Here is a 26,288-nt window from a genome sequence, read left to right as displayed (position 1 = left end):
TTCAATCAATAGGAGCACTAAAAATGATTAAAAATGATTTTCAATATATCCAATGCCAGCTTAATCAGGGCGTGGGTGAATTAATATTAAATCGTGCAGAAAAACACAATGCGTTTGATGAAGTCATGATCAGTGAAATGATTTGTGCCATTGAACACTTTGCCGATTCTGCCGAGTGCCAAATGCTTATTTTGCGAGCCAAGGGTAAAAATTTCAGTGCTGGAGCCGACCTTAATTGGATGCGCAAGCAAGCACAAATGGATTTTGAGCAAAATCTGACTGATGCCCATGAGCTTGCTAAGCTAATGCATGTACTGGATAAATTTCCTAAACCTACAATCGCACTGGTTAATGGCGCCGCCTTCGGTGGTGCTTTAGGACTGATTTGTTGTTGCGACATTGCGATTGCCAATGAAGCTGCTAGCTTTTGTTTAAGTGAAGTGAAACTTGGATTAATTCCCGCCGTGATTAGCCCTTATGTGGTGCGGGCTATGGGAAATCGTCAAGCCAGACGATTCATGTTAACGGCTGAACGTTTCAGCGCCGATGAAGCACTGCAACATCAAGTTATCCATACAATCGATAACGATTTAGACGCCGCAGCCATGCCTTTTATTAGCGCATTTAAAGCCAATAGTCCTCAAGGTATGGCCTGGGTTAAAACCTTAGTGTCCCATTTAGAAGATGGCGTAATAGACGATGCCACACTAGCTTATACCAGTGAACAAATTGCGCGTATTCGTGTATCTGATGAAGGCCAAGAAGGCCTAAATGCCTTTTTCGAAAAACGCTCTCCGGCTTGGCAAGATGCCACGGATCCTAAAGGAGCCAAATAATGATTACCAAATTACTGATTGCCAACCGCGGTGAAATTGCCTGTCGTATTATTAAAACCGCTCAAGCCATGGGCGTACGCACCATAGCGTTATATTCTGATGCAGATAAAGACGCCCGCCATGTTGCCATGGCCGATGAATCTTTCCACTTAGGTGGCAGTGCACCCGCTGATTCATATTTAAAAGCCGATTTAATCATAGATATCGCCAAACGATCTGGCGCAGAAGCTATCCACCCAGGATACGGTTTCTTATCAGAAAATGCTGAATTTGCCCGTAAGTGTGAACAAAATGGCATTGCATTTGTTGGCCCAGGCAGTGCAGCGATTGATGCGATGGGCAGTAAAAGTGCCGCTAAAGAGATCATGGGTAAAGCCAACGTACCTTTAGTACCAGGCTATCATGGTGACGATCAAAGTGACGCTAACTTAGTTTTACAAGCACAAGAAGTCGGCTTTCCACTACTGATAAAAGCGGCTTATGGTGGCGGCGGTAAAGGGATGCGCATCGTTGAAAATGACGGTGAAATACTTGAAGCAATCCGCTCTGCTAGACGTGAAGCTACTTCATCATTTGGTAATGATAAATTATTGATGGAACGCTATTTACGTCAACCGCGTCATGTCGAGGTTCAAGTATTTGCCGACAGTCAAGGTAATGCTATTTATCTATCTGATCGTGATTGCTCTATTCAACGTCGCCATCAAAAAGTGGTTGAAGAATCACCCGCGCCAGGTTTATCAGATGAGCTACGTACTCAAATGGGTGAAGCCGCTGTAGCAGCGGCAAAAGCCATTGATTATGTGGGTGCAGGTACTGTTGAATTTTTGTTAGATACTGACAACAGTTTCTACTTCATGGAAATGAACACTCGCTTGCAAGTAGAGCATCCCGTCACTGAAATGGTGACGGGTCAAGACTTAGTAAAATGGCAACTTGTGGTTGCCAGTGGCGGCGAATTACCGTTAAAGCAAGACGAAGTGCGCATTCATGGCCATTCATTTGAAGTGCGGATCTACGCAGAAGACCCGCAAAATGAATTTTTACCCGCCAGTGGTAAACTGAACTTCTTGCGTGAACCAGAACAAAATCGTCATGTACGGATAGACTCTGGTATTCGTGAAAATGATGTGATCAGTAACTTTTACGACCCGATGATCGCCAAGTTAATTGTTTGGGATGAAACTCGTCCGCGCGCACTACAACGCTTAGTGCACGCACTAGAGTCTTACCAAATCAGCGGCTTAAAACATAACATTGAGTTTTTAGCCAACATTGCCGAACACCCCGCATTTGCTAAAGCTGATTTCTGTACTGACTTTATCGAACGCTATGGCAACACTTTGATAGGTGATGCTAACAGCGAATCAGACACTGCCATCGCACTAGCCGGTTTATATCAGGTGTTATTGCGCCAACAACAGGCTAAAGCGAATGCCGTAAACAGCCATGACCCTTATTCTCCTTGGGGACAAGTCAGTGGTTTTAGACTCAACAGTGCCAGCATTCATCATGTCGCCCTTTTGGATGAAAAGCATGAGTTACAAAACCTGTTGATGACAGATCTGGGTGGCGCTTTGCATTTAGGCTTAAACGGTCAGGCATTAAAACTGGCTGGGCAAATTAAAGATGATGTGTTGTTTGCTGAAATTAATGGTCACAAGAGTAAAGTGCCAGTTAGCCGAGATGCTGACGACTTTACCTTATTCTTACCCAGTGGCAGTTATCACTTTACCGCGGTATTAGCGCAAGTTGCAGAAGAAACCGTTAACAGCGCTGATAAATTAAAAGCACCAATGAACGGCACTGTGGTCACCCATTTAGTTGAAGTGGGCGCCCATGTGAAAGCAGGCCAAGGTTTGCTGGTGATGGAAGCCATGAAAATGGAATACACCATCGAAGCACCATTTGACGGTGTCGTAACCGAGTTTTACTTTCAAAGTGGTGAATTAGTCACCGATGGCGTACAGCTATTGCATGTGGAAGAAACCTCAGTAGAAGCTGAAAAGGAAGCCAGCGCATGATGCCTGAAAAAGTCAGTATTTTTGAAGTCGGCGCACGTGACGGCTTACAAAATGAAGTTGCCGTAACCACTCAGGCCAAACTTCAGTTAATTGCTGATTTGGCCGCATCTGGATTAACTCGAATTGAAGCGGGTAGCTTTGTGTCCCCCAAATGGGTGCCGCAAATGGCCGACTCTGCCGATATTTTTACCCAAATGCCTCGAGTCAAAGGGGTAACCTATAGTGCGTTAACCCCAAATCTGAAAGGTTTTGAGCTTGCGTTAGCTTCGGGGGCAGATGAAGTGGCAATATTTGGCGCCGCTTCAGAAAGCTTCAGTCAAAAAAATATTAACTGCTCAATCGATGAATCTATCGAACGCTTTATCCCATTGATGCAACAAGCAAAACAGCACAATATTCCGGTCAGAGGATACGTATCCTGTGTCCTTGGCTGCCCTTATGAAGGTCATATTGAGGTCAGTGAAGTCGCTCGTGTGTCTGAAATTCTTTACAAAATGGGCTGTTATGAGATTTCACTCGGTGACACCATAGGTGTTGGCACGCCTGTAAATGCCCGTAGAATGGTTGAAGCTGTGGCAAAAGCTGTGCCCGTAGAAAAGCTTGCACTACACTTTCACGACACCTACGGACAAGCATTAGCCAATATTTTTGCTTGCTTAGATATGGGCATTGCCACATTTGATGCCTCTGTTGCTGGATTGGGTGGTTGCCCTTATGCCAAAGGTGCATCAGGTAATTTAGCGACTGAAGATTTAGTTTACATGCTTCACGGCATCGGTATTGAAACAGGGATTGACCTAAATAAGCTGGCTATAGCAGGCAATAATATTAGCCAAATTATCGGCCGCAAAAGTGCCTCAAAAGTGGCTAATGCATTAGCCTAATGTAGACTGGCAACAAACTGATTTTAAGCTGCTGAGCCCAAAACAATCAGCATCTATTAAACATAAAAACGAGAAAAGGACAGCACAATGGCAGGTTTTAATAAAGTCGTTCACAGCTATGATGAAGCGCTGGCTGGACTAACAGATAACATGACCTTGATGGTCGGTGGTTTCGGTTTATGTGGTATTCCTGAAGGCCTAATCAACCATATGGTTAAATTAGGTGTCACTGGTTTAACCGCTATTTCAAATAACGCTGGGGTTGATGATTTTGGTTTAGGCTTATTACTTAAGCAACGTCAAATCTCTACCATGATTGCTTCTTATGTCGGTGAAAACGCGACATTTGAACAACAAATGTTATCTGGCGAATTAAATGTCGTTTTAACGCCTCAAGGAACCTTGGCTGAAAAAATTCGCGCAGGTGGCGCCGGCATTCCCGCTTTCTTTACCGCAACAGGTTATGGCACACCGATCGCCGATGGCAAAGAAACCCGCGAAATCAAAGGCCGTCATTATGTGTTAGAAGAATCACTCACAGCAGACTTTGCCTTAGTACGTGCTTGGAAAGCTGACACCATGGGCAATTTAGTGTTCCGTAAAACAGCGGCAAACTTTAACCCTATGATGGCAACTGCCGGTAAAATTACCGTGGTTGAAGCGGAAGAAATTGTCCAGCCAGGTGAATTAGACCCTAACCATATCCACACCCCTGGGATTTACGTTGATCGCGTTATCCAAGCAAGCTTTGAAAAACGCATCGAACAACGCACCGTAAAAGCGGCTAAATAAGGAGAGCAAGCACATGGCTTTATCAAGAGAACAACTTGCTCAACGCGTAGCAAAAGAAATGCAAGACGGTTTTTATGTCAACCTAGGTATTGGTATCCCAACGTTAGTGGCAAACTATATTCCAGAAGGTATGCAAGTCATGCTGCAATCTGAGAATGGTTTATTGGGTATGGGTGAGTTCCCTACAGAAGATGCTATCGACGCTGATTTAATCAATGCGGGCAAACAAACCGTGACAGCCGTTGCCGGTGCATCATTTTTCTCATCGGCAGAAAGCTTTGCCATGATCCGTGGTGGTCATGTCGATTTAACCGTATTGGGTGCGTTTGAAGTTGACGTTAATGGCTCTATCGCCTCTTGGATGATCCCTGGCAAGCTAATTAAAGGCATGGGCGGTGCAATGGATTTAGTGGCTGGCGCAGATAACATCATTGTCACTATGATGCATGCCGATAAACATGGTAACTCAAAGTTATTACCCTTATGCGAGCTGCCATTAACCGGTTATGGTTGCATTAAACGTGTAATGACAGATTTGGCCTTTATTGAAATTAAAGACGGTGCATTCCATTTACTTGAACGGGCACCTGGTGTCTCGGTAGAGGAAATTATCGCTAAAACTGCGGGTAAATTGATTGTACCAGAGCATGTACCTGAGATGGTTTTTTAATCTCAGATAAAAATGCATCACACTGAACAGCGCACTTACCCCAGTGCGCTTTTTGTTGTACGCTCAAAAATCAATTTTTAGAGCATTATTTCGATATGAATTTAGTATTACCGAGCATCGAATATCAGCAAAGTTATCATAGTTATATCAATGAATTGGGCAGTGAAGAACGGTATCCTTTCGTGTTAGATTTTGATTATCAAGATTTCGCAGCTTATTTAGCTAAAATCAGAGGTTTTTCAGAAGGCATAAACCTGCCCTACGGCTATGTACCAAGCAGTACATTCTGGCTAATTCATCATAATGAAATAGTTGGTGTGACTAATTTACGTCATTATTTAAACGATCAAATTAAGCATTGTGGTGGCCATATAGGGTTAAGTATTCGGCCATCGCAAAGAGGTGCAGGCTTAGGTATTCTGTTAATGAAACTCTCGATTGAAAAGCTGCATTCAATGGGTAACAATTTACTACATATTCATTGTTATGCATCAAATTTAGCCTCAAAACGGGCAATTATCAGCAACGGCGGTGCTTTCGACTCTGCCATAAAAAGTGACTCGCATATCGTCAACCGCTACATAATTGACCTTACTTGAACTCACTCAACATCAATATCTCACTTTGATTTTAGTATTTAATAAATGATGTAGTAAGAGTTTTATAGCGCTATAGCATTACTTTAATGGCTTGCAAAACACCTTAAACCTGGTTGTTTATCCTATTTATCCAACCGCGACATCACCTTATTTCGTCCTGATTTTTTAGCGGCGTAAAGTGCAATATCACTTTGCTTTAACCATTCTTCTAACGAATCACTGAGACGCAACTCAGCAACACCTATACTGCAAGAGATATTGACTGGAACACCGTCAAATTGAGTTTGACTCACAGCTTGCTTCAACCTTTGAGCCAGTTCCAATGCTTTTTGCAAACCACAATTTTCACACTGGGCTAAAAACTCTTCACCACCGAAACGAAATAACTTAGCTTCAACAGGGAGTTGCTGCATTATAACATCGCTAAACTGCGACAGTAACTTATCGCCCACTAGGTGACCATAAGTGTCATTGACCATTTTAAAATGGTCTATATCAATTAATATCAGGCTTGCATCAGTACCTGACTGTCGAAGTTCCCCAATACTGCGATTTAAGCTAGTGGTTAAGTTTTTTCTATTGAGTGCACCCGTTAATTCATCCGTAGTTGCCAAATGGATCAACACCGCTTTTTGTTTTGCAATAATATAAGCAAATATCGCTGCAAAAATAATACAGTCAAACGTTGCAACACCAAAACGCCAAATAAGTGCAAAAGTTTCAATGTTGAGTGCTGAAATTAAACACGTTAATGCATAAATGCTACTAATAATGGAAGCGTATTTAAGATCAAAAATAAAAAAGAAGATAAAAATGGTCGGAAAAACATAGATCAACGATTTATAGCCTAAAAAATAACAGGCAATCACGATCGCGATACACACTAACATTAGCGTAATTTGTTTGTGCAACATGGTGCCGCGATGTTGTATTTCTAATATTAATGAAATCGATATCGGTAATAAAGCTAACGAAAAAACGCCAAACAAAAACAAATCATCATGAGTGAATCGATAGATACCATATACAAAAAATGTAAGCAGTGCAGCTAAGTGGAAGGCAATTGAAGCATTTCTTGGCAACCTTTGTGAATCCTGAAGTGCCGTCACATACTTCATAAAGCATCCTTTATAATTTTTATTGGAAGATTTATGCAACATCGTCCTAAGAACGCTTAAAGTAACCAAGCGAACCAAGCGAACCAAGCGAACCAAGCGAATTGATTTTTAGAGTATAGACTAAAAAACATACTTCAGGCAGCCAAATGCTCAGCATAAAAAAAACCATAAAATAAATATATCAAGTCTGCAATGTATTTAGTGTCATCCAGTACCTTTCAATAGAAATTGGTATAGAAATAGGTATTGGTAAGTAGTTAGGTAAGTAGAAATTGACTTTTTTTACAATAACTTATAAAAATGCAGCCAACGTTTGACAGCATTTATCTTAGCGACCACTATAACTCTTTTGCTGCATTATCACTAACACTGGTCACCTGTGACCTCACGCTTTGTTTATTCTCTGTAAACGCAATTAACTGCTCGGTCAACAGGCTCATACTATAGCCAAGCACGGCACCCATAGCTAAGGGAGGTACTATCGCTGCGATATTCGCATTCATCGCAAAAGTAATACAGCACCCAATAAAGGCACCGGGAATAAAGGCAAGACGTTTATGACTAGCTTGCAAACACATAATAGAGGTCACAATACCCGTTAACGCATAACTCATCATCGATGAACCAAAAAAAGTACTGCCAGCAATAATTAGCCACCCCCAAAATACCCCTGATAAATTAGTGGTCATTGCCATCAGCATGCCTTTAAAGCCCGTTTCAGTTTGGGCAAAAAAAGTACTACAGCCTAGAAATCCAATCCAGGTGACTAACTGAAATACGTCCGCAACGCCGGCCCATAATGCGGCTAGAAGACCTGCTGATATCGCAATTTGAAATCGATGCTGCATAAACACCCCTAGATTGATTTATTTTTAAAACTGATAATTCTTAATTTAGCACGATAAATTAAAAAAATAGGATGTTTAACAGTAAAAAGCGATCTTGCTCGCAAAACTATTCGTAAACTAAAACATCATGGTCTGACAGAAGTGCTTTATTATCGAGTAGAACCAAAAGAACAAGTGATCATTGTTGTTTAAATGTTCTAGAATCTATTTTGACTTTGGCCAAACAGTAATGAAGCTAAAAAGGAAGCTATGCTTATTCACCCTTCACATGATGCTTGCGCTCAAACATGGCCAACGCCATGGCACCAAAGTGGTTTCTTTCATCAATATCATCATGATGGCATTACTCGTCAGATTTACATTAACCACAAACAAAGTAACAAACCTTGCTTATTATTAATTCATGGTTTCCCAACCAGTTGTTATGACTGGAAACCAATGTGGCTCACGTTAGCTAAGCATTTTCATTTGATCACTTTAGATTTACTCGGTTATGGATTATCAGATAAACCCAGCAATGTTGATTACTCTTTCAGTTTACAAGCCAACATCATTGAAGATGTATTGAAGCATCAGGGAATTAAAGAGTTTCATATCCTGGCACATGATTATGGTGATACGGTTGCCCAAGAGCTTTTGGCTCGCCACGGCCAACTCGGCAATAATGGCGTTTTTAATATCAAAAGCACCATTTTGCTTAATGGCGGTTTATTTCCAGAGACCACCCGCCCTATTTTTACCCAAAAAATACTCCTCAGTCCGGTTGGATTTTTAGTGGCCAAACTTTTCTCATTTAAAAAATTTATCGCTAACTTTAATCACATTTGTTATCAAAAAATACCTGTAGCTGATCTTGCGATTCATTGGCAGCTTATCCAGCATAATCAGGGGATCGATGTTATTCACAAAGTCATTCAATATATTCGCGAACGTCAGATTAATCGTCAGCGCTGGGTAAATGCATTACAGCAATACCCACAACCACTAAGGTTAATTAATGGTATTTGCGATCCTGTGTCAGGCCAAGACACACTCATGCGATTCGAACAACTTATTGAACAAGCAGACACAATCGCATTACTTGAAACAGGGCATTACCCTCAAATAGAAAACCCACACGCCGTTTTAGTGCATTGCATGAATTTTTGGCGACAACATAAGATGATTAAATTCGCCGAAGTCGAACCATAAAACGATGCCAAGCAGCGATGCCTTTATGCCTAGAATTAGCAAGTTAACAGTTGATTTTTAGTCTAAAAAAATACTGAGTTTTTACTCAAATTACGTTAATGTAGAAAAGATAACAATAATGTTCAATGAATCGTGTTCCTCGTCCCTACAGATGAAAATACTGCGCGATGAATTGTTAAAATAACAAGCACAACAAGGAACGAACTCTTATGCCTATTTATCAAGCTCCTATTCGTGATTATCAATTCATTCTTTCTGAACTACTTAACATTTATCAGTATCAAGAATTAGCCGGATTTGATGAAGTTGACCCTGAACTCGTCGATGCTATCTTGCAAGGTGTAGCCGATTTCACGACCGATATTATGCTGCCGTTAAATAGCGTCGGCGACCATCAGGGCTGTCAATTAGTCGATGGTAAAGTTATTACCCCAGATGGCTTTAAAGATGCTTATAAACAGTATGTTGAAAACGGCTGGGCGACACTCACTTGTGATCCGAAATACGGTGGACAAGGTTTACCAGAAGTCGTTGGCACCTTTGCCACTGAAATGAAAACAGCCACTAACATGGCATTTGCTATGTATCCAGGGCTAACACATGGCGCTTATTCAGCGATCCACGAGCATGGCAGTGATGAACTAAAACAAAAATATCTAGCTAAGCTGGTCAGTGGCGAGTGGACTGGCACCATGAACTTAACTGAGTCGCATGCAGGTACCGATTTAGCCCTATTACGGACAAAAGCTAAGCCTTTAGGTGACGATACATTTGCGATTAGCGGTGAAAAAATATTTATTTCATCTGGCGATCATGACCTAGCTGATAACATCATTCACCTTGTACTTGCAAGATTACCTGATGCCCCTGAAGGCGTAAAAGGCATTTCATTATTTGCTGTACCTAAGTTTTTAGTCAATGCCGATGGCAGCCTAGGCGCTGCGAATACACTCGCAGCAACAGGTCTTGAGCATAAAATGGGGATTCACGGCAACTCTACCTGTGTGATGTTATTTGATAATGCCGTTGGCGAACTTGTCGGCGCGCCGCACCAAGGGTTACGCGCTATGTTCACTATGATGAATCAGGCGCGTCTAGGTGTGGGAATTCAAGGTTTAGGTGTATCTGATATCGCCTATCAAAATGCTTTAGCTTATGCCAAAGATCGTATTCAAGGTCGTGCACTTAGCGGTGTGAAAGAAGCCGATAAAGCCGCCGATTCAATTTTGGTACACGGAGATGTTCGCCGTATGCTGTTGTCGCAAAAATCATTTAATGAAGGCACCCGAGCATTGATGGGGCAGCAAGCGCTGTGGCTAGATCAGGCTGAACGTGAAGCGGATCCTGTTAAGGCAAAACAAGCTTCAGCATTAGCGGCCTTATTTACCCCTATCGTGAAAGGATTTGTGACTGATCAAGGTTTTAAAGCTTGTGTAGATGCCCAGCAAGTTTACGGCGGTCATGGCTATATTAATGAATGGGGTATGGAGCAATTTGTTCGTGATATTCGCATTGCAATGATTTATGAAGGCACGAACGGTGTGCAAGCTCTGGATTTAGTTGGCCGTAAATTACTGGCCGATAAAGGCGCAACCTTACAAGTATGGTCTGAGATGGTGAAGCAATTTATTGGTCAGCACTCAGCTAATGAACATATGAAACCTTTTATTGCCGGACTCATGGATGCTGCTGGCGATCTTGAACGCGCAACAGGCTATATAGCCAAACACGCTGCCAGCAATCCTGATTTAGTAGGCGCAGCTTCAATGGCTTATATGCAATTATTTGGTATCAGTGCATTAGCCTGGATGTGGGCACGTATTGCAGCCACCGCATTAGCGGCACTTGATAAAGGCACCGATGAAGCCAGTTTCTATCAAGCAAAACTAAAAACGGGTACATTTTATATGAGTTATTGGGTTAGTCAGACCCGCAGTTTACGCAAGCAAATTGAAACCAGTAGTGAACATATTGTTGCATTCGAAGACGCCGATTTTTAACTCTTCGTTGGGACTATTAATCTTTGCTGGTTGAATTTTGTTTGAGTTTTAAAGGTGTTGATTGAGCTAAATGGATTGATGCCTAATCATTAAAGGATTATAGAAACAAAAATGCCGCTGAATAGCGGCATTTTTAGCTAACAAACAAAATTAAGCGTATTCAGCCATAAAGTCGTCTAAGCTGTCGTTAACAATCTCAATTTCATCACCCTCAAATTGAGCGATATGAAATAATGCCTCACCTTCATTAGTAACAGGAATATTACTATTACCGATAATAATGCCGTCTGTTGGCGCGCGTAATGCGATACTTTCACCACCGTGTGGGTTAACAATATAGGCTAAGATATTGCCTTTATTAACCCTTTCACCTAGCTTAAGTTTAATGTTAATCAAACCATCAGCTTCACTGCGAACCCAATAACTTCGGCTAGCGTTGACACTATTACCTTTAATGCGAATACGACCTTTGACCATTTCTAAATGGCGCATCACATTCATCACACCATTGAGACCAGACTTTATCGACATTTCACTAAAACGTAATGCTTCACCAGCTTCATACAAAATACACGGAATACCTTTACTGTTGGCATAACCGCGCATTGAACCACTGACGTTTTTCGATGTCATGATAACCGGCGCACCAAACGCATTTGCCATACCAAACATCACTTCATCATCGGTATCACAACGGATTTGAGGCAAATTATCACGATGAATCGCACCGGTATGTAAATCGATAATATGAGTTGCACGGTCAACCAGCTGATGCGAAACCAGATGGGCTAAACGGCTTGCCAAAGCCCCTTTTGAAGAACCAGGAAAACAACGATTTAAATCACGACGGTCAGGTAAATAACGGGATTGCTGAATAAATCCAAATACGTTAATAATTGGCACAACTAATAGCGTACCAACTAAAGACTTTGCGTTTATTTTACTTAATAAACGTCGACAAATTTCAATGCCATTTAGCTCATCGCCATGAATGGCAGCACACACCAACAAGGTGGGGCCCGCTTTTGTGCCATGGAAAACTTCAACATGAAGCTCCATCGGCGTGTCGTTATAAAGTCTTGCAGCAGGAAGCTTAACGCTTTGTTGCGTGCCAGCTTTAACGCTCACTTCACCTATGGCGAAAGATTCGCGCTTTTTAGCCATTAACCATTACCTTTCGTCTTAGAGCTGTTCTTTTTAAGGTTTTTCTCAATAAATTGAATAATCTTATCCGCAACATCTATGCCGGTTGCTTTTTCAATACCTTCAAGACCGGGTGATGAGTTAACTTCCATCACTAATGGACCGTGTTTTGAGCGAAGAATATCAACACCAGCAACATTTAAGCCCATGGTTTTAGCTGCACGAATAGCGGTTGAACGCTCTTCTGGTGTCAACTTAACAACAGAAGCCGTGCCACCTCGGTGAAGATTGGAACGGAATTCACCTGCAAGTGCTTGGCGTTTCATAGCTGCAATCACTTTATCGCCAATCACAAAACAGCGAATATCTGCACCGCCCGCTTCAGCGATGTATTCTTGAACCATGATGTTGGCTTTTAAGCCCATGAAGGCTTCAATAACTGACTCTGCCGCTTTACGGGTTTCAGCTAACACAACACCAATACCTTGAGTACCTTCAAGTAACTTGATGACACAAGGAGCACCACCAACCATGTCTAATAAGTCAGGCACATCTGCAGGCTTGTTTGCAAAACCAGTTACAGGTAAGCCAATATTTTTACGTGACAATAATTGCAGTGAACGTAATTTATCGCGTGAACGAGTGATCGCCACTGATTCATTTAACGGATGAGTACCCATCATTTCAAATTGACGCAATACGGCTGTACCATAAAAGGTCACCGAAGCACCGATACGTGGAATAACGGCATCAAACGTTGGTAACTCAGCACCACGGGCATGAATGCTTGGCGCGTTCATGTTGATGTTCATGTAACATTTTAATGGGTCGATGATTTTAACTGAATGACCACGGGCTTCGGCGGCTTCTTTTAAACGGTTGGTAGAATAAAGGTTCTTATTCCGTGACATAATTGCAATCTGCATTTTACTCTCCAGTTATATAAGATGCTGCTGAATCCACTAAAAATCGCCCTTCCAGTGCTCTACGACCTAACAACATTCGAAATTTCATGTTATCTCTATTGGTTAACGTCAGTTCGATATCGAACTGCTTTCCACCCATAATGATTGGGGTTTTAATTACATACCTTTTCGTGACATGTCCACCTGAATCGCTGACATTTCGGCGATCAAAAATGGGAAATTCGCAAACAACTTCACGATCGGAATCTTGCTCTGGATGCAACCATACTCGCACCCACTTTTGTTTTTCTTTTTGGAACGGTTTTATTTTAAAAGCATGTAAACAGGACGTTTTTGCTCCTGTATCCACCTTAATTTTGACTTTTTCATTGCCAATTTCAGGAAACGTGCCCCATTCTCTCCAGCCCACTATATCGAGGGTTTGTTGTGTCATGGTCAGTCCTTAACGTTAATAGGAAATAAAGTCTTACCTTTTATAATCATATAAACCATACAAGCTAATGCCTAAATTAACAAAATACCTGAGCAATAGTTCAACAGTTAATAATAGCTTGTATTAGCTAATTTCGGCGCAATATACACTGCATTTTCAATAAAATATATTTTTTTAAAATCTATTTTTGCGTTAAGGTAACTTGCGAATATGGTTAATTAAAATATCAACATCACCCTACTACTAACCAGTTAATATTAAAAGAATTAAATACAGGGTTATATCAATGTTCAGTCCACAAACTTTTGGTTTTTTAATAGAACTATCTCAAAATAATACCCGAGAGTGGTTTAAACAAAACCAACCTCGTTATGAAGCTGAAGTCCGCAGTCCTGCTTTGCAGTTTATTGAGGCAATGCAAGGACCTGTATTAGCCCTTTCGCCACGATTTACTGCCGTGGTAAAAAAAGTCGGCGGCAGTTTAATGCGCCCCCAACGAGATAGTCGATTTAGTCACAACAAAACGCCCTACAAAACTAACGTAGGCATCCAGTTTAGGCACTTTCAGGGGAAAGATGTTCATGCACCGGGCTTTTATATTCATCTGGCTAACGATGAATGTTTTATTGCTGCAGGTATATGGCATCCAGAATCAAAAAGTCTCAACGCAATAAGACAATGTATTGATGAAAATCCTAACGGCTATCAAAAAGCCATGCAAAAATTAACTCAAGCCGGTTTTAACATGGAGGGCGATAAACTCATTAGACCACCAAGAGGCTTTGACAAAAATCATCCCTTAGTTGAAGAACTTAAACGCAAAGATTTTATCGCTATTAAACCCATTTCGCAGCCGCAGGTTTGCCAGGCTGATTTTGTAGAATATTGTCAAAATGAATTACAACATACCGTGGCTCTGATGGCCTATTTGTGTTTTGCCCTTGAATTAGATTACTAAAAGCAAGCCTAAGGCAGTCATGCGCATGACTTCCCTTGAATTGTTTCTCGCATCTAGGCTGCGTTTGCCCGCATACCATGGGGGATAGGTAAGCCATTAGCATTGATGTTTACAAACACCATTTTATCAATACTTGCGATGGGTGATTGAGTGACTTTGTTGCGTACCTTACAGCGAATTGTCACAGAACTCTGGCCTAAACTGACACATTCAAAACCAAACTCGAGTATATCGCCTGCTAATGCCGGAGTCATAAAATTGATTTCAGAAATGAGTTTGGCGACATGACACTGACTTTTCATCTGACAACTGGCAAAAATTGTTGCTTGTTCATTAATCCAAGTCAAAAGCTGTCCACAGCAAAGTGCCTGACTGTTATTTAAATGTATGGGTAAAATAAGATGACGGCTAAGATATTTCATAAAAACCCCTTTAGTTATTAACAATAAACTTTGTTATCACTAAAGAGGTAGCAATGATTAAGCCAATTTTAGTTACATTATTAATCAAACACTTAATAGGTTGATTATCAAAACTTGCCCCATTTGAGAATTTTACTTGCACCATTTAATACCATTCAAAACATAATTTATGTTCTGAATGGCATTTTTATCATCTGAAATAACAAGTAAAAATCATCTAAGTGAAATAGATAACACCTGTTTTAAAGATGCAATCAAGGTAGCAATGTCTTGGCTGGTAATATCTGCATGAGTCACTAAACGCAGTTGCTGACTAGGGCTAACCTTAATGCCTTTGTGCAGTAATGCCTGCGATAAACGATTAGGATCGATGTGACTAGCCAATCGCGCAAATACCATATTGGTTTGTACCGCGTTTACATCTACCTCAAATTCGTCAAATTGATATAAGGCCTCAGCGAGCATTGTGGCGTGATGATGATCTTCAGCTAAACGGTCTACCTGCTCCGTTAATGCCAATTTAGCAGCAGCGGCAATAATACCAGCTTGGCGCATACCGCCACCTAACATTTTTCGCCACCGAGTTGCCTTAGCAATTAATCGCTCGTCTCCCAATAAAATAGAACCTATTGGAGCACATAAGCCTTTAGATAAGCAGATTGAAACTGAATCAAAATACTGAGTAATGTCAGCAATGGCAATGTTCTGAGCCACTGCAGCATTTGCAACACGGGCACCATCTAAATGTATTTTTAAGCCGCGGTTAAACGCTAAAGCTTGGGCTTGTGACAAATACGCCTGAGGTAAAATTTTACCCCCGATAGTATTTTCAAGACTGAGTAAACGCGTCTGAGCAAAATGTATATCGTCAGGCTTAATGGCCGCTTCAATGTCAGTTAATAAAATACTCCCATCGAGCTGATTATTAAGCGGTTGAGGTTGAATACTCCCTAGCACCGCGGCCCCACCGCCTTCAAACTTATAATTGTGTGCCTGTTGACCACACAAATACTCGTCACCCCGATCACAATGTGACATTAAGGCTAATAAGTTCGCTTGAGTGCCAGAGCTAACAAACAATGCGCCATCAAAACCGAACATTTCAGCAGCCATATCCTGCAAGTGATTAACGGTAGGATCATCGCCATAAACATCATCACCAACAGGTGCATCAGCCATAGCGCGACGCATTGCCACCGTTGGCTGAGTAACGGTATCGCTTCTAAAATCAATCATCATTTTTATTATCTATTCAATCTCAATCCATAAGCGTCAGTGTAACGGATTAAGATTTTACTGCAGCAATTTTTGTTAAGGCGGTGATCGCCGCATCATAGTTAGGATGCTGACTCACCTCTTTCACAAGCTCTTGGTACTGCAGCTTTCCATTTGCATCTATGATAAGAATCGCACGAGCTAACAAGCCGCGATCTTCAATTAATAAGCCATATTGCTCAGCAAAATTGCGCCATACAGAGTCTGATAACACTTTAATTTTATCGACACTTTCTGTTTGGCAAAAACGCTTTTGTGCAAAAGGTAAATCGGTACTAATGGTCAACATCACGACATCGGCATTAAAATTAGCAAACTCAGTATTAAAACGTTTTGTTTGCAGTGCACAAACACCCGTATCTAAACTGGGTACAGCGCTGATTAAAATAGTTTTACCTTTAAAGTCGCTTAGGTGTACGGGATTAAATTTATCGTCGACAACTTTAAAATCTGGGGCCTTGGTGTTATTTGGCGGTAAGTTGCCTTTTAAAGCCACGACATGACCACCTATCGTCACTTCTGCACTCATCGCAGACGAGATAAATACCGGCGTAGTCATTAATACTAACGAAAAACCTAAGTTAAAAAATGCGTGTTTAAATGTCATTTTGAGTTCCTAAAAATGCGCTTGAAAATTCAATAAAAAACCAGCCGTAGGCTGGTTTTTTGATACGTACTTACTCAATAAGTCGATTACTTAGTTGCAGCTAATTCTTTTACATGCAAATCCATTTGTGGAAATGGTATTTCAATCTCAGCAGCATCTAGTGCATTTTTGATTTGTTCTAAAACTTCAAAACGTGCAGGCCAGTAATCACCAGTGCTCACCCATGGACGAACCACGAAGTTAATTGATGACTCGGCTAATTCAGCTAGACCAATGGTGTATCCAGGATCTTTTAATACAAAGGCATTGTTATCTAATACTTCTGCAATCACTTTCTTAGTTTTCGCAATATCAGACGCATAACCAACACCAATCACTAAATCAATGCGACGTTTCTCAAGCGCTGAATAATTCGTGATAGTACCATTCATGATAGCTGAGTTAGGTGCAATGATAAGCTTGTTATCACCAGTACGAAGTTTCGTTGAGAAAATAGTAATTTCATCAACAACACCAGCAACACCAGCAGCCTCAACAAAATCGCCTACACGACATGGACGGAATAACACCATCAACACACCTGAAGCGAAGTTAGATAATGAGCCTTGTAATGCTAAACCAACAGCAAGACCCGCGGCACCGATTACGGCAACAAGCGAGGCTGTTTGAACACCGATTTGGCCCAATGTAGCAATAATAGTGAAGACAAAAACAATTGCCCACGCTAAATTAGCCACAAATGACACTACGGTTTGATCAACTTTACGACTACTTAATACTTTGTCAGTTAGGCGCTTTGCAACACCGGCAAAATATTTACCAATGATAAATATCACCAAAGCCGCTAATGCTTTAAGACCATAAGCCATAATAAACTCAGGTGCTTGTTGCATTAACCCTTCTAAACCGTCAAGGTTTTCCATTGTTTTACTCCCTTAAATGACAGACTATTCTGCCGAAATGATAAATTCTACTCGCCTATTACGTTGGCGACCTTCAACTGTGGCGTTGTCCGCCGCGGGTTGTCTGTTACTCATTCCTGATATCGAAATGTTATCAGGATCAAACTGATAATCGGTCACTAAAATCTGTTTTACACTGTTTGCCCGGGCAAGTGATAATGTTTGATTCAATTGATCAGAGCCCAATGAGTCAGCATGGCCAACTAGCAGCAACTGCACATTATCGTTTTTCTGTGTTAACCGATGAATACTGTCTAAAAATGGACGCTGAGATAACAAAACATCCGCTTTAGCAAATTCAAAATACACAGGTTGAATTGCCTGTTGCAAACATTGCGAGACGCCATTGATGCTTGTTTGCTGCTCACACACATTAACCAACTCTTGTGGGGTTAATGGCGGTTCTTCAATCGCTGATATTTCAACCGGGATATCAACTTCAACCTCTTGGACTATTTCTTCAATTTCAATATAGCTGGGGTCTTGGCAACCATTAGCCATAACAACTGTGCCTTTTGGTGTACCAGCACAGGCGTCTTTTTTATCTGGCACGCCATCCATATCAGTATCTATCCAAGCCGAAGCCTGAGTACTGAGCAAAATAACAGATAGCAATATTGTATTTAATAATAAGCGCATATTGTTCTCAATGATGTTGTCTCGATGCGGTTAGGCAACATATTCTGGATTATCATTATTTTGCAGCAGAAAACGCTAAACACATTTTAACTTTTAGTTACATTTTTGCAATCTCGGAGCAGCTAATTGCTGTAAACAAGTTAAAAAACACCGCCTACTTGCCTAAAATAACGTCATCAGGTTTCTATTTACAAAGTCACTCTTTATCGACCAAGTGTCGGCAAACTTGACTCTAGTGCAATCATGTCTGAGTACTGGAATAACTTAAGTGACTTTTAAAAGACGATTTAGCTGAATGTAAAAAGTAGAGTGACGTTTACATTTTTGCAACCATCAAAATGTTTCCAATACCCGCACAAACATTGACTTTAGCGGTCTTAAAAAGGTATATAAGGTGGGATTTTTGATGTTTTAAACAAATAAAGCATCGAATAAATATTATTTATTATAAAAATGAACAATAAATAGGCCAAGATTGCCCAGTTAAGTTGCACTTCATCTTAGTGAACTGCACTGTCTTTGCAATACTCAGGCTAATTTTGCAAACAACTATTCTGTGGTGCAACTTGCGCCACAGCCAATCACAAGCTTTAAGGTGGAAAACTTAATGAGTGAAGTAAAAGCACCAGGAACGATGCTTGGGCATCCAAAGGGATTGTTCCTACTGTTTACAACAGAATTGTGGGAACGATTCAGTTACTACGCAATGCGCGCTATTTTAGTACTTTATTTGGTTGATAAAGTACAATCTGAAGGTGGCCATGGTTTAGGTTGGAGCCAAGCTGATGCTATCTCTTTATACGGTACCTTTACCGGTCTTGTTTATTTAACGCCGCTTATCGGTGGTTGGTTAGCAGACAGTTATTTAGGTCAGCGTAAAGCTATCTACATAGGTGGTGCTTTAATGGCTGCTGGGCAATTTCTATTAGGCACACCACACGCCTGGATCCCAGGAATGGAAATTGAAGTCTTTTATTTAGGTTTAGGTACCTTGATTTTAGGTAATGGACTTTTTAAACCTAACATTTCAACTATGGTAGGCGATTTATATCCTGAAGGTGATCATCGTAGAGATGGTGCTTTTACAATTTTCTACATGGGTATCAACGTAGGTGCATTCTTATCTGGTATCGTTGTTGGCTCAGTTGTAGCTGCATATGATGGTAATTTCCAAGCAGGTTTTGTTTGTGCTGGTATCGGTATGATAGCGTCTTTAATTATCCAATATCTTTTCGCACAAAAGTTACTGGGAGATATTGGTACTGTTCCTGCTGCTAAATTAGAAGCAACGAAGAATGCAGCCAAAGGGGAAGTTAGAAAAGAGCCTCTGACAAAAATTGAACGTGATCGTATTAAAGTGATCATGGTTATGGGTTTATTTACCATCATTTTCTGGGCAGGTTTCGAACAAGCCGGCGGCTTAATGAACCTGTTCACCAATGATTTTACTGACCGTATGATTGGCGGCTGGGAAGTTCCGACCACTTGGTTCCAATCATTAAACGCCATGTTTATTGTAATTTTTGCTCCAGTCATTGCCTCTATATGGGTACGTCTAGGTAAAAATGAACCAAACTCGCCTGTTAAATTTGCTTTAGGCCTAGTATTACTGGGTATCGGCTTCTTATTCATGATCGGTGCCGTGTTAGAAATGGGCGGTGACGCTTCAGCTAAATCAAGCATGTGGTGGTTAGTCGGCGCCTACTTCTTCCACACCATGGGTGAGCTTTGTTTATCTCCTATTGGTTTATCTATGGTCACTAAACTTGCTCCACTGCGTATTGCATCGTTAATGATGGGCGCATGGTTCCTATTTATTGCGATTGCGAACAAAGTAGGTGGTTTAGTTGGTTCATTGATTGGTCATGGCGGCAGTGTTGAAGATCAGCTAGCAAATGCAATGTCAATCTTCGCCGGTATCGCAATTACTGCGGCAATCTCTGGTGTTATCTTATACTTCATGGCTGACAAGCTAGTTGATTGGATGCACGGTGCTGAAGGACACAATGACACTGAAGAAGCGGCATTGACCGAAGAAATTGGCGTAACTGGCGAGCATGAAGCCATCAAGCGTTAATAATATGTTTTAAGCCTTATCATTTTGTTAGGCAAATAAAAACCTCAGATATTCTCTGAGGTTTTTTTATTGCTTACTCCTTGTGACTAATTCGTCAATTCAAGCGAGTGAAAATACCGCCAATCACTCTTATTCGCTAAGGTTTGGCGTGGTTGCTATTGAATCTAAATACTCAGTCCCCTAGTGCTATTCCAAAAGTTGGTAATTCGACATTCAGGTAATGTCAGGCTTTTCAGCCAAAAAATCATGAAACTAACCACTAAGCTGTCGTATTTATGGCAATTAACTTATCTAATTGCACCTGCAATGACGGGTGATAGCCCGCTCTAGCTTGCTGATAAATCTGTTGTGCCTCTTGCTGATAACCGGCAACTTGTAACTCGATATACAGAGGTTTAACAAACTTAGCGCGCCCAACCGTTATAAGGAAGCTTGATAGCGCTTCAAGCACAGGATCAAAATGATTACGAATAGCCACTCTAAACCAATCACATGCAATCTCTGCATTTTGACTTAAAGTGAAATTAAAGGTGGTATCTAAATCAAGTAATTGTTCTTGGGTAATGACTTGCGGTAATTGATTTAAAAAATATTGCCAATGATGCACTCGCCATCCGGTAACATCTAATGCGCTAGCAGGTTTTGTTTGGGCAAAATGAGCCAGAGCAAAATCGACTTTGTCTAAACTGTTTGAGATCGGAGGCATAAACCAATTTGGCAGCCCTTGGCCATAAACCCACTCATTGAGCTCTGCGAGCGACAATTTACCTGTAAACTTTGGTATAACATGTTGCTGCATATACCCTATAAATGTCTCAGTCGTAATCGCTTTAAAAGCAAAATGACTGACATAATCAAACAGGAACTCATCAAATGCTGCCCGCCCAAAACGTAGCTCTAACTCATGCACAAACATAGAAGCTTTATCATAGGTAAAACGATTAAACGCTAAATTTGGATCTCGACTTTGCACATTGGCTGGCAAAGTTTGATCAGCTAAATCAGATGAATGCATCTCCGACTCTAGGCGAGTGAACTCATTAACCCACTCTAAGTCAGCTTGTTCTTTACCGTATACCGCTTCAACGATTCGATTAGTAAAATAAGTGGTAAAACCTTCATTAAGCCACAAATCACGCCAGGTAGCATTACTGACTAAATTTCCCGTCCAAGAATGAGCCAGTTCATGGGCAACCGTTGAAACTAAACTTTTGTCCCCTGCTATCAATGTGGGGGTCATGAATGCCAACATAGGGTTTTCCATGCCGCCAAATGGAAAACTGGGCGGCAACACTATCATGTCGTAACGCCCCCATGCATAAGGCCCCAATAACGACTCGGCAACGCATATCATGGCTTCTGTATCTTCAAACTCTTTGACCGCACTCGCTAACATTCCTGGCTCAGTGTAAATGCCACTTCGAGGCCCAGTTGCTTCAAACGCTAAATCGCCAACCGCTAATGCGAGTAAATGCGTTGGAATAGGTTTATCCATAGTGAATTGAAATACGCCATTTTCAGGCATTTGTGGAGTATTCAATGCACTCATCACAGCCCGCAAGCCGTTGTTGACATGAATAACAGCATCAAAAGTCACTCGGGCTTTTGGGGTATCTTGCAGCGGGATCCAGCTGCGGGCGTTAATTGGCTGAGACTGGCTAAACAAATAGGGTTTTAATTTCCCCAGTGTTTGCTCTGGCGCTAACCATTGTAAACCTTGTGCTTGAGGGGAAGTCGCATAATAAACGACAACGTCACGTATTGATTGATGGATGTTAATGGCCAGTTTTTGTCCCAACACCTCATCACCCTCGCTCACGGTGAACTCAAGCGCGGCACCTTGCTTATCAGTTACCTTGAATATGGTTAAATCACGGCAATCCAAGATAAGCTGCTGAACATTTGTAAGATTATTATTTGGTTCAAATTGAAGTTGTACATGACCAATTAACTGCTTGGCTGAAAAATCGACTCTGAGTTCGAGTGTTAAGTGAGTGACTTTCAATGAGTCAGCATTCGCACTGGAATGGTAATCATGCTGATAATCCCACTGAGTTTCTACAATTTTGGTCACGTTAATATCCTTTCGCTAAGCTCAAGTTTTATAAAAAACACATCTGACTATTGTGACTAAAGATAGCATTTTGAAGATGATGTTTGTATGGGGGTCGCAGTTTCAATAAGGTAATTTATTATGGCCAGTCGATATTTGAGGATTGCTTGTTGCGATTATAGAGCTTTACTTAAACGTAAAACGACGAAAAAGGCTTGATGATCTTGTTTGCTTAACCATCCATCCGACTAACACAGCACAAAAGACTCAACCTAAAACATTAAAGATTACGCAACCTATTTGAATAAAATGACTAAGTAGCTATCGGCTTACATAACTTGAAATGCTTTAATTGCACAAAATACAACCAACAAACTGCATATAAGCCAATTTATTTAAAATAATTTGAAAACTGATGAACTTTTTCAAAGACCATCAGTCCTAATATATGAACCGAATTTTTTAAGCGACTTTGTTGAAATATTATGTTCATCATTATCTCCCCTTCGATAGTGTTTATGCCTATCAAATGAATTGCATATTGCAGTGATAGCAACCTTAACCCGGTTGCTTTTTTTTTACCTGTTATTTGCCTCCTTAAAAAAGTTAATTAAAAAATAGCGATATTTTTGATTTTTTTACTGCACAGCGGAACTTATTAAAATAATCCGACTCTGACTATATGAACCGAATTTTTAATGCGACTTTGTTGACATGTTTTGTTCATCATCATCTCCCCTTCGATAGTGTTTATGCCTATCAAATGAATTGCATATTGCAGTGATAGCAACCTTAACCCGGTTGCTTTTTTTTACCTGTTATTTGCCATCTTCAACAGGCTAATTAAAAAATAGCGATATTTTGGATTTTTTTTACTGTGCTGCGGAACTTATTAAAATAATCCGACTCTGACTATATGAACCGAATTTTTAATGCGACTTTGTTGAAATGTTTTGTTCATCATCATCCTCCCTTAGATAGTGTTTATGCCTATCAAATGAATTGCATATTGCAGTGATAGCAACCTTAACCCGGTTGCTTTTTTTTACCTGTTATTTGCCACCTTCAACAGGCTAATTAAAAAATATCGATATTTTTGATTTTTTTTACTGCACTGCGGAACTTATTAAAATAATCCCACTCTGACTATATGAACCGAATTTTTAATGCGACTTTGTTGAAATGTTTTGTTCATCATCATTCCCCCTATTCGATAGTGTTTTCCCTATCAACATATTGCAAATTGCAGTAAGCGCAACCTCAAGTGGGTTGCTTTTTTTTACCCAAATTCACCCATAAAAAAGACCTCATTAAGAGGTCTTTTCAGTTTCGATTAATTTAGCTTAAAGGCGAATTCCGGCTTTTTCTAAATCTTTTGCAATTACTGAGCTAGGTAATGGTACATAACCATCTTTTTCAACAACTTGCTGACCTTGCTTTGAAAGTATGTAACGAATGAACTCGCGATCCATTGGCGATAAATCTTTGTTTGGATGCTTGTTGATATACACATACAAGTAACGAGAAAGTGGGTAGGTACCATTTGCAGCATTTGCAGAGGTCGCTTCAATAAACTTATCACCTTTCTTCGACACGGCTACCGCTTTAACACCGGCCGTTTTATAGCCGATACCTGAATAACCAATTGCGTTTAAGCCTTGTGATACTGACTGAACAACTGACGCTGATCCAGGTTGTTCGTTTACATTGGCGCGGAAATCACCTTTACACAGAGCTTTTTCTTTAAAGTATCCGTAAGTACCTGATACTGAGTTGCGACCGTATAATTGAACGTCTTTTGCAGCCCAGTTACCGTCTAAGCCCAAATCGCCCCAACGTTCAACTTGATTGCCACCACATTTATTCGTCGAAGAGAAAATACCATCGATTTGCTCAATACTTAACCCTTTGATTGGGTTATCTTTATGAACAAACACAGCTAATGCATCAATTGCAACGCGAATAGCGGTTGGCTGGTAACCGAAGTGTTTTTCAAATGACTCGACTTCGTTAGGCTTCATTTTACGGCTCATTGGGCCAAACTGTGAAGTCCCTTCAGTTAATGCTGGAGGCGCTGTTGAAGAGCCTGCAGCTTGAATTTGGATATTTACGTTTGGATAGATATGCTTAAATTCTTCTGCCCAAAGCGTCATCATATTGGCTAACGTGTCAGAACCAACAGAAGACAAGTTACCAGAAACACCACTTGTTTTTTCATATACAGGTAACGTTTGATCAATTGCAGCCATTGATGCTGCCGAGAACACACCAGCGGCTGTAAGGGTAATTGCGCCGACAAGTTTTTTCAGTTTCATTGTATTGCTCCAAATTAAGCGTACTAAGTTTTTAAAACGTAGTCAGTATCAACTTCAATGATGACAAGTCTATGACTCTAATATGACAGTTCGGTGACAACGGAAATATATTTTGTTTGTTTTCGACCTATTTTTGCCCTAGAAACAAAAATGCCGTCAGCAGACGGCATTGACAGATGCAAAAAATTAGATTTTTCGTTCAAGTAAATGGGTTGGAATAATAAAACTAAAGGTACTGCCTTTTCCAAGCTCGCTAACAACCGTTAACTCACTGTGATGGTGACTTAGAGCGTGCTTAACAATGGCTAGGCCTAATCCACTACCACCGGTTTTACTTGAGCGTGCATTGTCGACACGGTAAAAGCGTTCAGTTAAACGATTAATATGCTGAGGTGCTATGCCCACGCCTGTGTCTGTGACAGAAAATTTGGCTCCACTTGCTACATTTTGCCATTTTATCGTGATCTTACCCCCTGGCGAGGTATAACGAATGGCATTTGAAATTAAATTTGAACACGCACTTCTAAGTTGCAATTCATCGCCATGGGTATTTAATTCTGACTCACAGAAAAACTCTAGGGTATATTGCTCTGCGGCTAGCGCATATGCCTCCACTTTTAACTGGCTAAACATATTGTGCATATCAATCGTCTTCGACAAGTCGACATTCGCACCCGCTTCAATCCGCGACAAAGCCAGTAACTGTTCCACCATGGACTGCATTCGGCTAGTTTGTTGTTGCATCAAATTTAGTGGTTTTTGATTAGGTGAGTTTTCATCCTCCATGCTTTGCATGATCTCTAAATACCCTTGCAACACGGTAAGCGGTGTTTTCAGCTCATGGGACACGTTAGCAACGAAGTCTTTACGCATACTTTCTAGTTGATGAATTCGAGTAATATCGCGCGCAATTAATAATAATTGCCTGTCACCATAGGGCATTAATCGAATTTCTAACAAACGTCTTTCTGATACAGGAGATGGAATTTCTAACGGTTCAAAGTATTTGTTTTTCCGCAAATAAGCTGAAAAATCTGGATGACGAATTAAATTATCAATCCGTTGACCATTATCTTGCGGCCACACAAATCCTAAAATCAGCTGCGCCAGTTTGTTACACCATAAAATATTATGTTCAGAATCTAACACCACTGCCGCATCTGGTAATGCTTCAGCGCCTTGGCGAAATCGCCCAAGTAAAGCCGCTAATTGCCCGACTCGTCGACGATTTTTACCTTGCAGCCGATAGATGCCATTAAAGATGCTTTCCCAACTGCCTCGGCCTTGCGGTGGTGTCAGTTTTTTATCTTTCCACAACCAGTAGTTGAGCCGAGCTAATTGGCGGTAATGCCAAAACAGTAACCCCGTCAAACCAAGTAACACGGTTAATGCGATTTGGTCGACTATCCAGCCCACCAGCACCAATAACAATACCATCACCCCAAGGCGAAAAAGCAGGCGATAACCTGAATAAGAGTTCAATATATGTTACCTAAATGGCTGTATGGCAGTCTTT

General features: G+C 40.9%; 23 protein-coding genes. 10 read left to right on the top strand and 13 right to left on the bottom strand.

What is annotated here, in order from left to right; genetic code table 11:
- Positions 1-23 precede the first annotated feature (23 nt).
- The 6 genes from IEY03_RS09845 (at position 24) to IEY03_RS09820 (ending at position 5,805) form a co-directional block, all read left to right on the top strand.
- Positions 24-836, top strand: coding sequence for an enoyl-CoA hydratase-related protein (locus tag IEY03_RS09845; protein ID WP_188841190.1), 813 nt, complete (start codon positions 24-26; stop codon positions 834-836).
- The gene (locus IEY03_RS09840) at positions 836-2,860 is read left to right on the top strand and encodes an acetyl/propionyl/methylcrotonyl-CoA carboxylase subunit alpha (RefSeq protein ID WP_188841189.1); all 2,025 of its coding nucleotides are present in this window, start codon (positions 836-838) and stop codon (positions 2,858-2,860) included. Before IEY03_RS09845 ends, IEY03_RS09840 begins: the two co-directional genes overlap by 1 nt.
- A complete protein-coding gene (locus IEY03_RS09835; protein ID WP_188841188.1) occupies positions 2,857-3,744 on the top strand; it encodes a hydroxymethylglutaryl-CoA lyase in 888 nt (295 codons plus the stop codon). Before IEY03_RS09840 ends, IEY03_RS09835 begins: the two co-directional genes overlap by 4 nt.
- An 87-nt stretch (positions 3,745-3,831) precedes the next feature.
- Positions 3,832-4,536, top strand: coding sequence for a CoA transferase subunit A (locus IEY03_RS09830; RefSeq protein ID WP_188841187.1), 705 nt, complete (start codon positions 3,832-3,834; stop codon positions 4,534-4,536).
- 13 nt (positions 4,537-4,549) lie between these two features.
- Positions 4,550-5,206 (top strand): 3-oxoacid CoA-transferase subunit B, encoded by a 657-nt coding sequence (locus IEY03_RS09825; RefSeq protein ID WP_188841186.1) that lies wholly within the window; start codon positions 4,550-4,552, stop codon positions 5,204-5,206.
- A gap of 95 nt (positions 5,207-5,301) precedes the next feature.
- A complete protein-coding gene (locus tag IEY03_RS09820) occupies positions 5,302-5,805 on the top strand; it encodes a GNAT family N-acetyltransferase (RefSeq protein WP_188841185.1) in 504 nt (167 codons plus the stop codon).
- Positions 5,806-5,927: 122 nt separating this feature from the next.
- Here IEY03_RS09820 and IEY03_RS09815 read toward each other — a convergent pair whose 3' ends face one another.
- Positions 5,928-6,923: a GGDEF domain-containing protein gene (locus IEY03_RS09815; RefSeq protein WP_188841184.1), complete on the bottom strand. Its 996-nt coding sequence runs from the start codon at positions 6,921-6,923 to the stop codon at positions 5,928-5,930.
- A 338-nt stretch (positions 6,924-7,261) separates the two neighbouring features.
- Positions 7,262-7,771 carry a DUF1097 domain-containing protein gene (locus IEY03_RS09810; protein ID WP_188841183.1) on the bottom strand — a complete coding sequence of 170 codons (510 nt, stop codon included), beginning with the start codon at positions 7,769-7,771 and terminating at the stop codon, positions 7,262-7,264.
- Positions 7,772-8,020: 249 nt separating this feature from the next.
- Between IEY03_RS09810 and IEY03_RS09805 the strand changes: the two genes are divergently transcribed.
- The gene (locus IEY03_RS09805) at positions 8,021-8,962 is read left to right on the top strand and encodes an alpha/beta fold hydrolase (protein ID WP_188841182.1); all 942 of its coding nucleotides are present in this window, start codon (positions 8,021-8,023) and stop codon (positions 8,960-8,962) included.
- A gap of 209 nt (positions 8,963-9,171) precedes the next feature.
- Complete coding sequence (locus tag IEY03_RS09800; protein ID WP_188841181.1) at positions 9,172-10,962, top strand: acyl-CoA dehydrogenase C-terminal domain-containing protein; 1,791 nt, start codon at positions 9,172-9,174, stop codon at positions 10,960-10,962.
- Between the two features lie 150 nt (positions 10,963-11,112).
- On the opposite strand, the gene IEY03_RS09795 is transcribed toward IEY03_RS09800, so the two are convergent.
- From IEY03_RS09795 to IEY03_RS09785, 3 genes are read right to left on the bottom strand one after another with little or no spacing between them, the layout of a single operon-like run.
- Positions 11,113-12,126: a succinylglutamate desuccinylase/aspartoacylase family protein gene (locus tag IEY03_RS09795; RefSeq protein ID WP_188841180.1), complete on the bottom strand. Its 1,014-nt coding sequence runs from the start codon at positions 12,124-12,126 to the stop codon at positions 11,113-11,115.
- A complete protein-coding gene (gene rimK / locus IEY03_RS09790; protein WP_188841179.1) occupies positions 12,126-13,031 on the bottom strand; it encodes a 30S ribosomal protein S6--L-glutamate ligase in 906 nt (301 codons plus the stop codon). The genes IEY03_RS09795 and rimK overlap by 1 nt, the downstream gene beginning before the upstream one ends.
- A 1-nt stretch (position 13,032) precedes the next feature.
- Positions 13,033-13,464: an ATP-dependent zinc protease family protein gene (locus IEY03_RS09785; RefSeq protein ID WP_188841178.1), complete on the bottom strand. Its 432-nt coding sequence runs from the start codon at positions 13,462-13,464 to the stop codon at positions 13,033-13,035.
- Between the two features lie 286 nt (positions 13,465-13,750).
- On the opposite strand from IEY03_RS09785, the gene IEY03_RS09780 reads away from it, so the two are divergent.
- The gene (locus IEY03_RS09780) at positions 13,751-14,422 is read left to right on the top strand and encodes a DUF2461 domain-containing protein (protein WP_188841177.1); all 672 of its coding nucleotides are present in this window, start codon (positions 13,751-13,753) and stop codon (positions 14,420-14,422) included.
- A gap of 53 nt (positions 14,423-14,475) precedes the next feature.
- Here the strand turns inward: IEY03_RS09780 and IEY03_RS09775 are convergent, their stop codons facing one another.
- From IEY03_RS09775 to IEY03_RS09755, 5 genes are all read right to left on the bottom strand, one after another.
- Positions 14,476-14,844, bottom strand: coding sequence for an acyl-CoA thioesterase (locus IEY03_RS09775; protein ID WP_188841176.1), 369 nt, complete (start codon positions 14,842-14,844; stop codon positions 14,476-14,478).
- A gap of 213 nt (positions 14,845-15,057) precedes the next feature.
- Complete coding sequence (gene ltaE, locus IEY03_RS09770; RefSeq protein WP_188841218.1) at positions 15,058-16,080, bottom strand: low-specificity L-threonine aldolase; 1,023 nt, start codon at positions 16,078-16,080, stop codon at positions 15,058-15,060.
- A 49-nt stretch (positions 16,081-16,129) separates the two neighbouring features.
- Positions 16,130-16,726, bottom strand: coding sequence for a thiol peroxidase (tpx, locus tag IEY03_RS09765; protein WP_188841175.1), 597 nt, complete (start codon positions 16,724-16,726; stop codon positions 16,130-16,132).
- Positions 16,727-16,812: 86 nt separating this feature from the next.
- On the bottom strand, positions 16,813-17,649 hold the full coding sequence (locus tag IEY03_RS09760) for a mechanosensitive ion channel family protein (RefSeq protein ID WP_188841174.1): 837 nt from the start codon (positions 17,647-17,649) through the stop codon (positions 16,813-16,815).
- A 24-nt stretch (positions 17,650-17,673) separates the two neighbouring features.
- On the bottom strand, positions 17,674-18,327 hold the full coding sequence (locus IEY03_RS09755; protein ID WP_188841173.1) for an OmpA family protein: 654 nt from the start codon (positions 18,325-18,327) through the stop codon (positions 17,674-17,676).
- A gap of 607 nt (positions 18,328-18,934) precedes the next feature.
- Between IEY03_RS09755 and IEY03_RS09750 the strand changes: the two genes are divergently transcribed.
- The gene (locus tag IEY03_RS09750; RefSeq protein ID WP_188841172.1) at positions 18,935-20,404 is read left to right on the top strand and encodes a peptide MFS transporter; all 1,470 of its coding nucleotides are present in this window, start codon (positions 18,935-18,937) and stop codon (positions 20,402-20,404) included.
- A gap of 259 nt (positions 20,405-20,663) precedes the next feature.
- Here IEY03_RS09750 and IEY03_RS09745 read toward each other — a convergent pair whose 3' ends face one another.
- From IEY03_RS09745 to phoR, 3 genes are all read right to left on the bottom strand, one after another.
- Complete coding sequence (locus IEY03_RS09745) at positions 20,664-22,478, bottom strand: M1 family metallopeptidase (RefSeq protein ID WP_229778265.1); 1,815 nt, start codon at positions 22,476-22,478, stop codon at positions 20,664-20,666.
- A 1,322-nt stretch (positions 22,479-23,800) separates the two neighbouring features.
- Complete coding sequence (locus tag IEY03_RS09740; RefSeq protein ID WP_188841171.1) at positions 23,801-24,772, bottom strand: PstS family phosphate ABC transporter substrate-binding protein; 972 nt, start codon at positions 24,770-24,772, stop codon at positions 23,801-23,803.
- Between the two features lie 186 nt (positions 24,773-24,958).
- Positions 24,959-26,257: a phosphate regulon sensor histidine kinase PhoR gene (gene phoR, locus IEY03_RS09735; RefSeq protein ID WP_188841216.1), complete on the bottom strand. Its 1,299-nt coding sequence runs from the start codon at positions 26,255-26,257 to the stop codon at positions 24,959-24,961.
- Between the last annotated feature and the right edge of the window lie 31 nt (positions 26,258-26,288).

The sequence above is a fragment of the Shewanella aestuarii genome, from assembly GCF_014647215.1.
GTDB lineage: Bacteria > Pseudomonadota > Gammaproteobacteria > Enterobacterales > Shewanellaceae > Shewanella > Shewanella aestuarii.
Note: the sequence above shows the minus strand (reverse complement) of the source record. Positions and strands in the feature narration are given on the sequence as shown.

Excerpts from the sequence above, each read along its gene's own strand:
- tpx (WP_188841175.1), bottom strand. The coding sequence starts at position 16,726 with ATGACATTTAAACACGCATTTTTTAACTTAGGTTTTTCGTTAGTATTA.
- IEY03_RS09805 (WP_188841182.1), top strand. The coding sequence starts at position 8,021 with ATGCTTATTCACCCTTCACATGATGCTTGCGCTCAAACATGGCCAACG.
- IEY03_RS09785 (WP_188841178.1), bottom strand. The coding sequence starts at position 13,464 with ATGACACAACAAACCCTCGATATAGTGGGCTGGAGAGAATGGGGCACG.
- IEY03_RS09845 (WP_188841190.1), top strand. The coding sequence starts at position 24 with ATGATTAAAAATGATTTTCAATATATCCAATGCCAGCTTAATCAGGGC.
- IEY03_RS09780 (WP_188841177.1), top strand. The coding sequence starts at position 13,751 with ATGTTCAGTCCACAAACTTTTGGTTTTTTAATAGAACTATCTCAAAAT.
- IEY03_RS09795 (WP_188841180.1), bottom strand. The coding sequence starts at position 12,126 with ATGGCTAAAAAGCGCGAATCTTTCGCCATAGGTGAAGTGAGCGTTAAA.
- IEY03_RS09815 (WP_188841184.1), bottom strand. The coding sequence starts at position 6,923 with ATGAAGTATGTGACGGCACTTCAGGATTCACAAAGGTTGCCAAGAAAT.
- IEY03_RS09760 (WP_188841174.1), bottom strand. The coding sequence starts at position 17,649 with ATGGAAAACCTTGACGGTTTAGAAGGGTTAATGCAACAAGCACCTGAG.
- rimK (WP_188841179.1), bottom strand. The coding sequence starts at position 13,031 with ATGCAGATTGCAATTATGTCACGGAATAAGAACCTTTATTCTACCAAC.
- IEY03_RS09750 (WP_188841172.1), top strand. The coding sequence starts at position 18,935 with ATGAGTGAAGTAAAAGCACCAGGAACGATGCTTGGGCATCCAAAGGGA.
- IEY03_RS09800 (WP_188841181.1), top strand. The coding sequence starts at position 9,172 with ATGCCTATTTATCAAGCTCCTATTCGTGATTATCAATTCATTCTTTCT.
- IEY03_RS09835 (WP_188841188.1), top strand. The coding sequence starts at position 2,857 with ATGATGCCTGAAAAAGTCAGTATTTTTGAAGTCGGCGCACGTGACGGC.
- IEY03_RS09740 (WP_188841171.1), bottom strand. The coding sequence starts at position 24,772 with ATGAAACTGAAAAAACTTGTCGGCGCAATTACCCTTACAGCCGCTGGT.
- IEY03_RS09810 (WP_188841183.1), bottom strand. The coding sequence starts at position 7,771 with ATGCAGCATCGATTTCAAATTGCGATATCAGCAGGTCTTCTAGCCGCA.
- IEY03_RS09820 (WP_188841185.1), top strand. The coding sequence starts at position 5,302 with ATGAATTTAGTATTACCGAGCATCGAATATCAGCAAAGTTATCATAGT.
- IEY03_RS09840 (WP_188841189.1), top strand. The coding sequence starts at position 836 with ATGATTACCAAATTACTGATTGCCAACCGCGGTGAAATTGCCTGTCGT.
- IEY03_RS09775 (WP_188841176.1), bottom strand. The coding sequence starts at position 14,844 with ATGAAATATCTTAGCCGTCATCTTATTTTACCCATACATTTAAATAAC.
- ltaE (WP_188841218.1), bottom strand. The coding sequence starts at position 16,080 with ATGATTGATTTTAGAAGCGATACCGTTACTCAGCCAACGGTGGCAATG.
- IEY03_RS09755 (WP_188841173.1), bottom strand. The coding sequence starts at position 18,327 with ATGCGCTTATTATTAAATACAATATTGCTATCTGTTATTTTGCTCAGT.
- IEY03_RS09830 (WP_188841187.1), top strand. The coding sequence starts at position 3,832 with ATGGCAGGTTTTAATAAAGTCGTTCACAGCTATGATGAAGCGCTGGCT.
- IEY03_RS09825 (WP_188841186.1), top strand. The coding sequence starts at position 4,550 with ATGGCTTTATCAAGAGAACAACTTGCTCAACGCGTAGCAAAAGAAATG.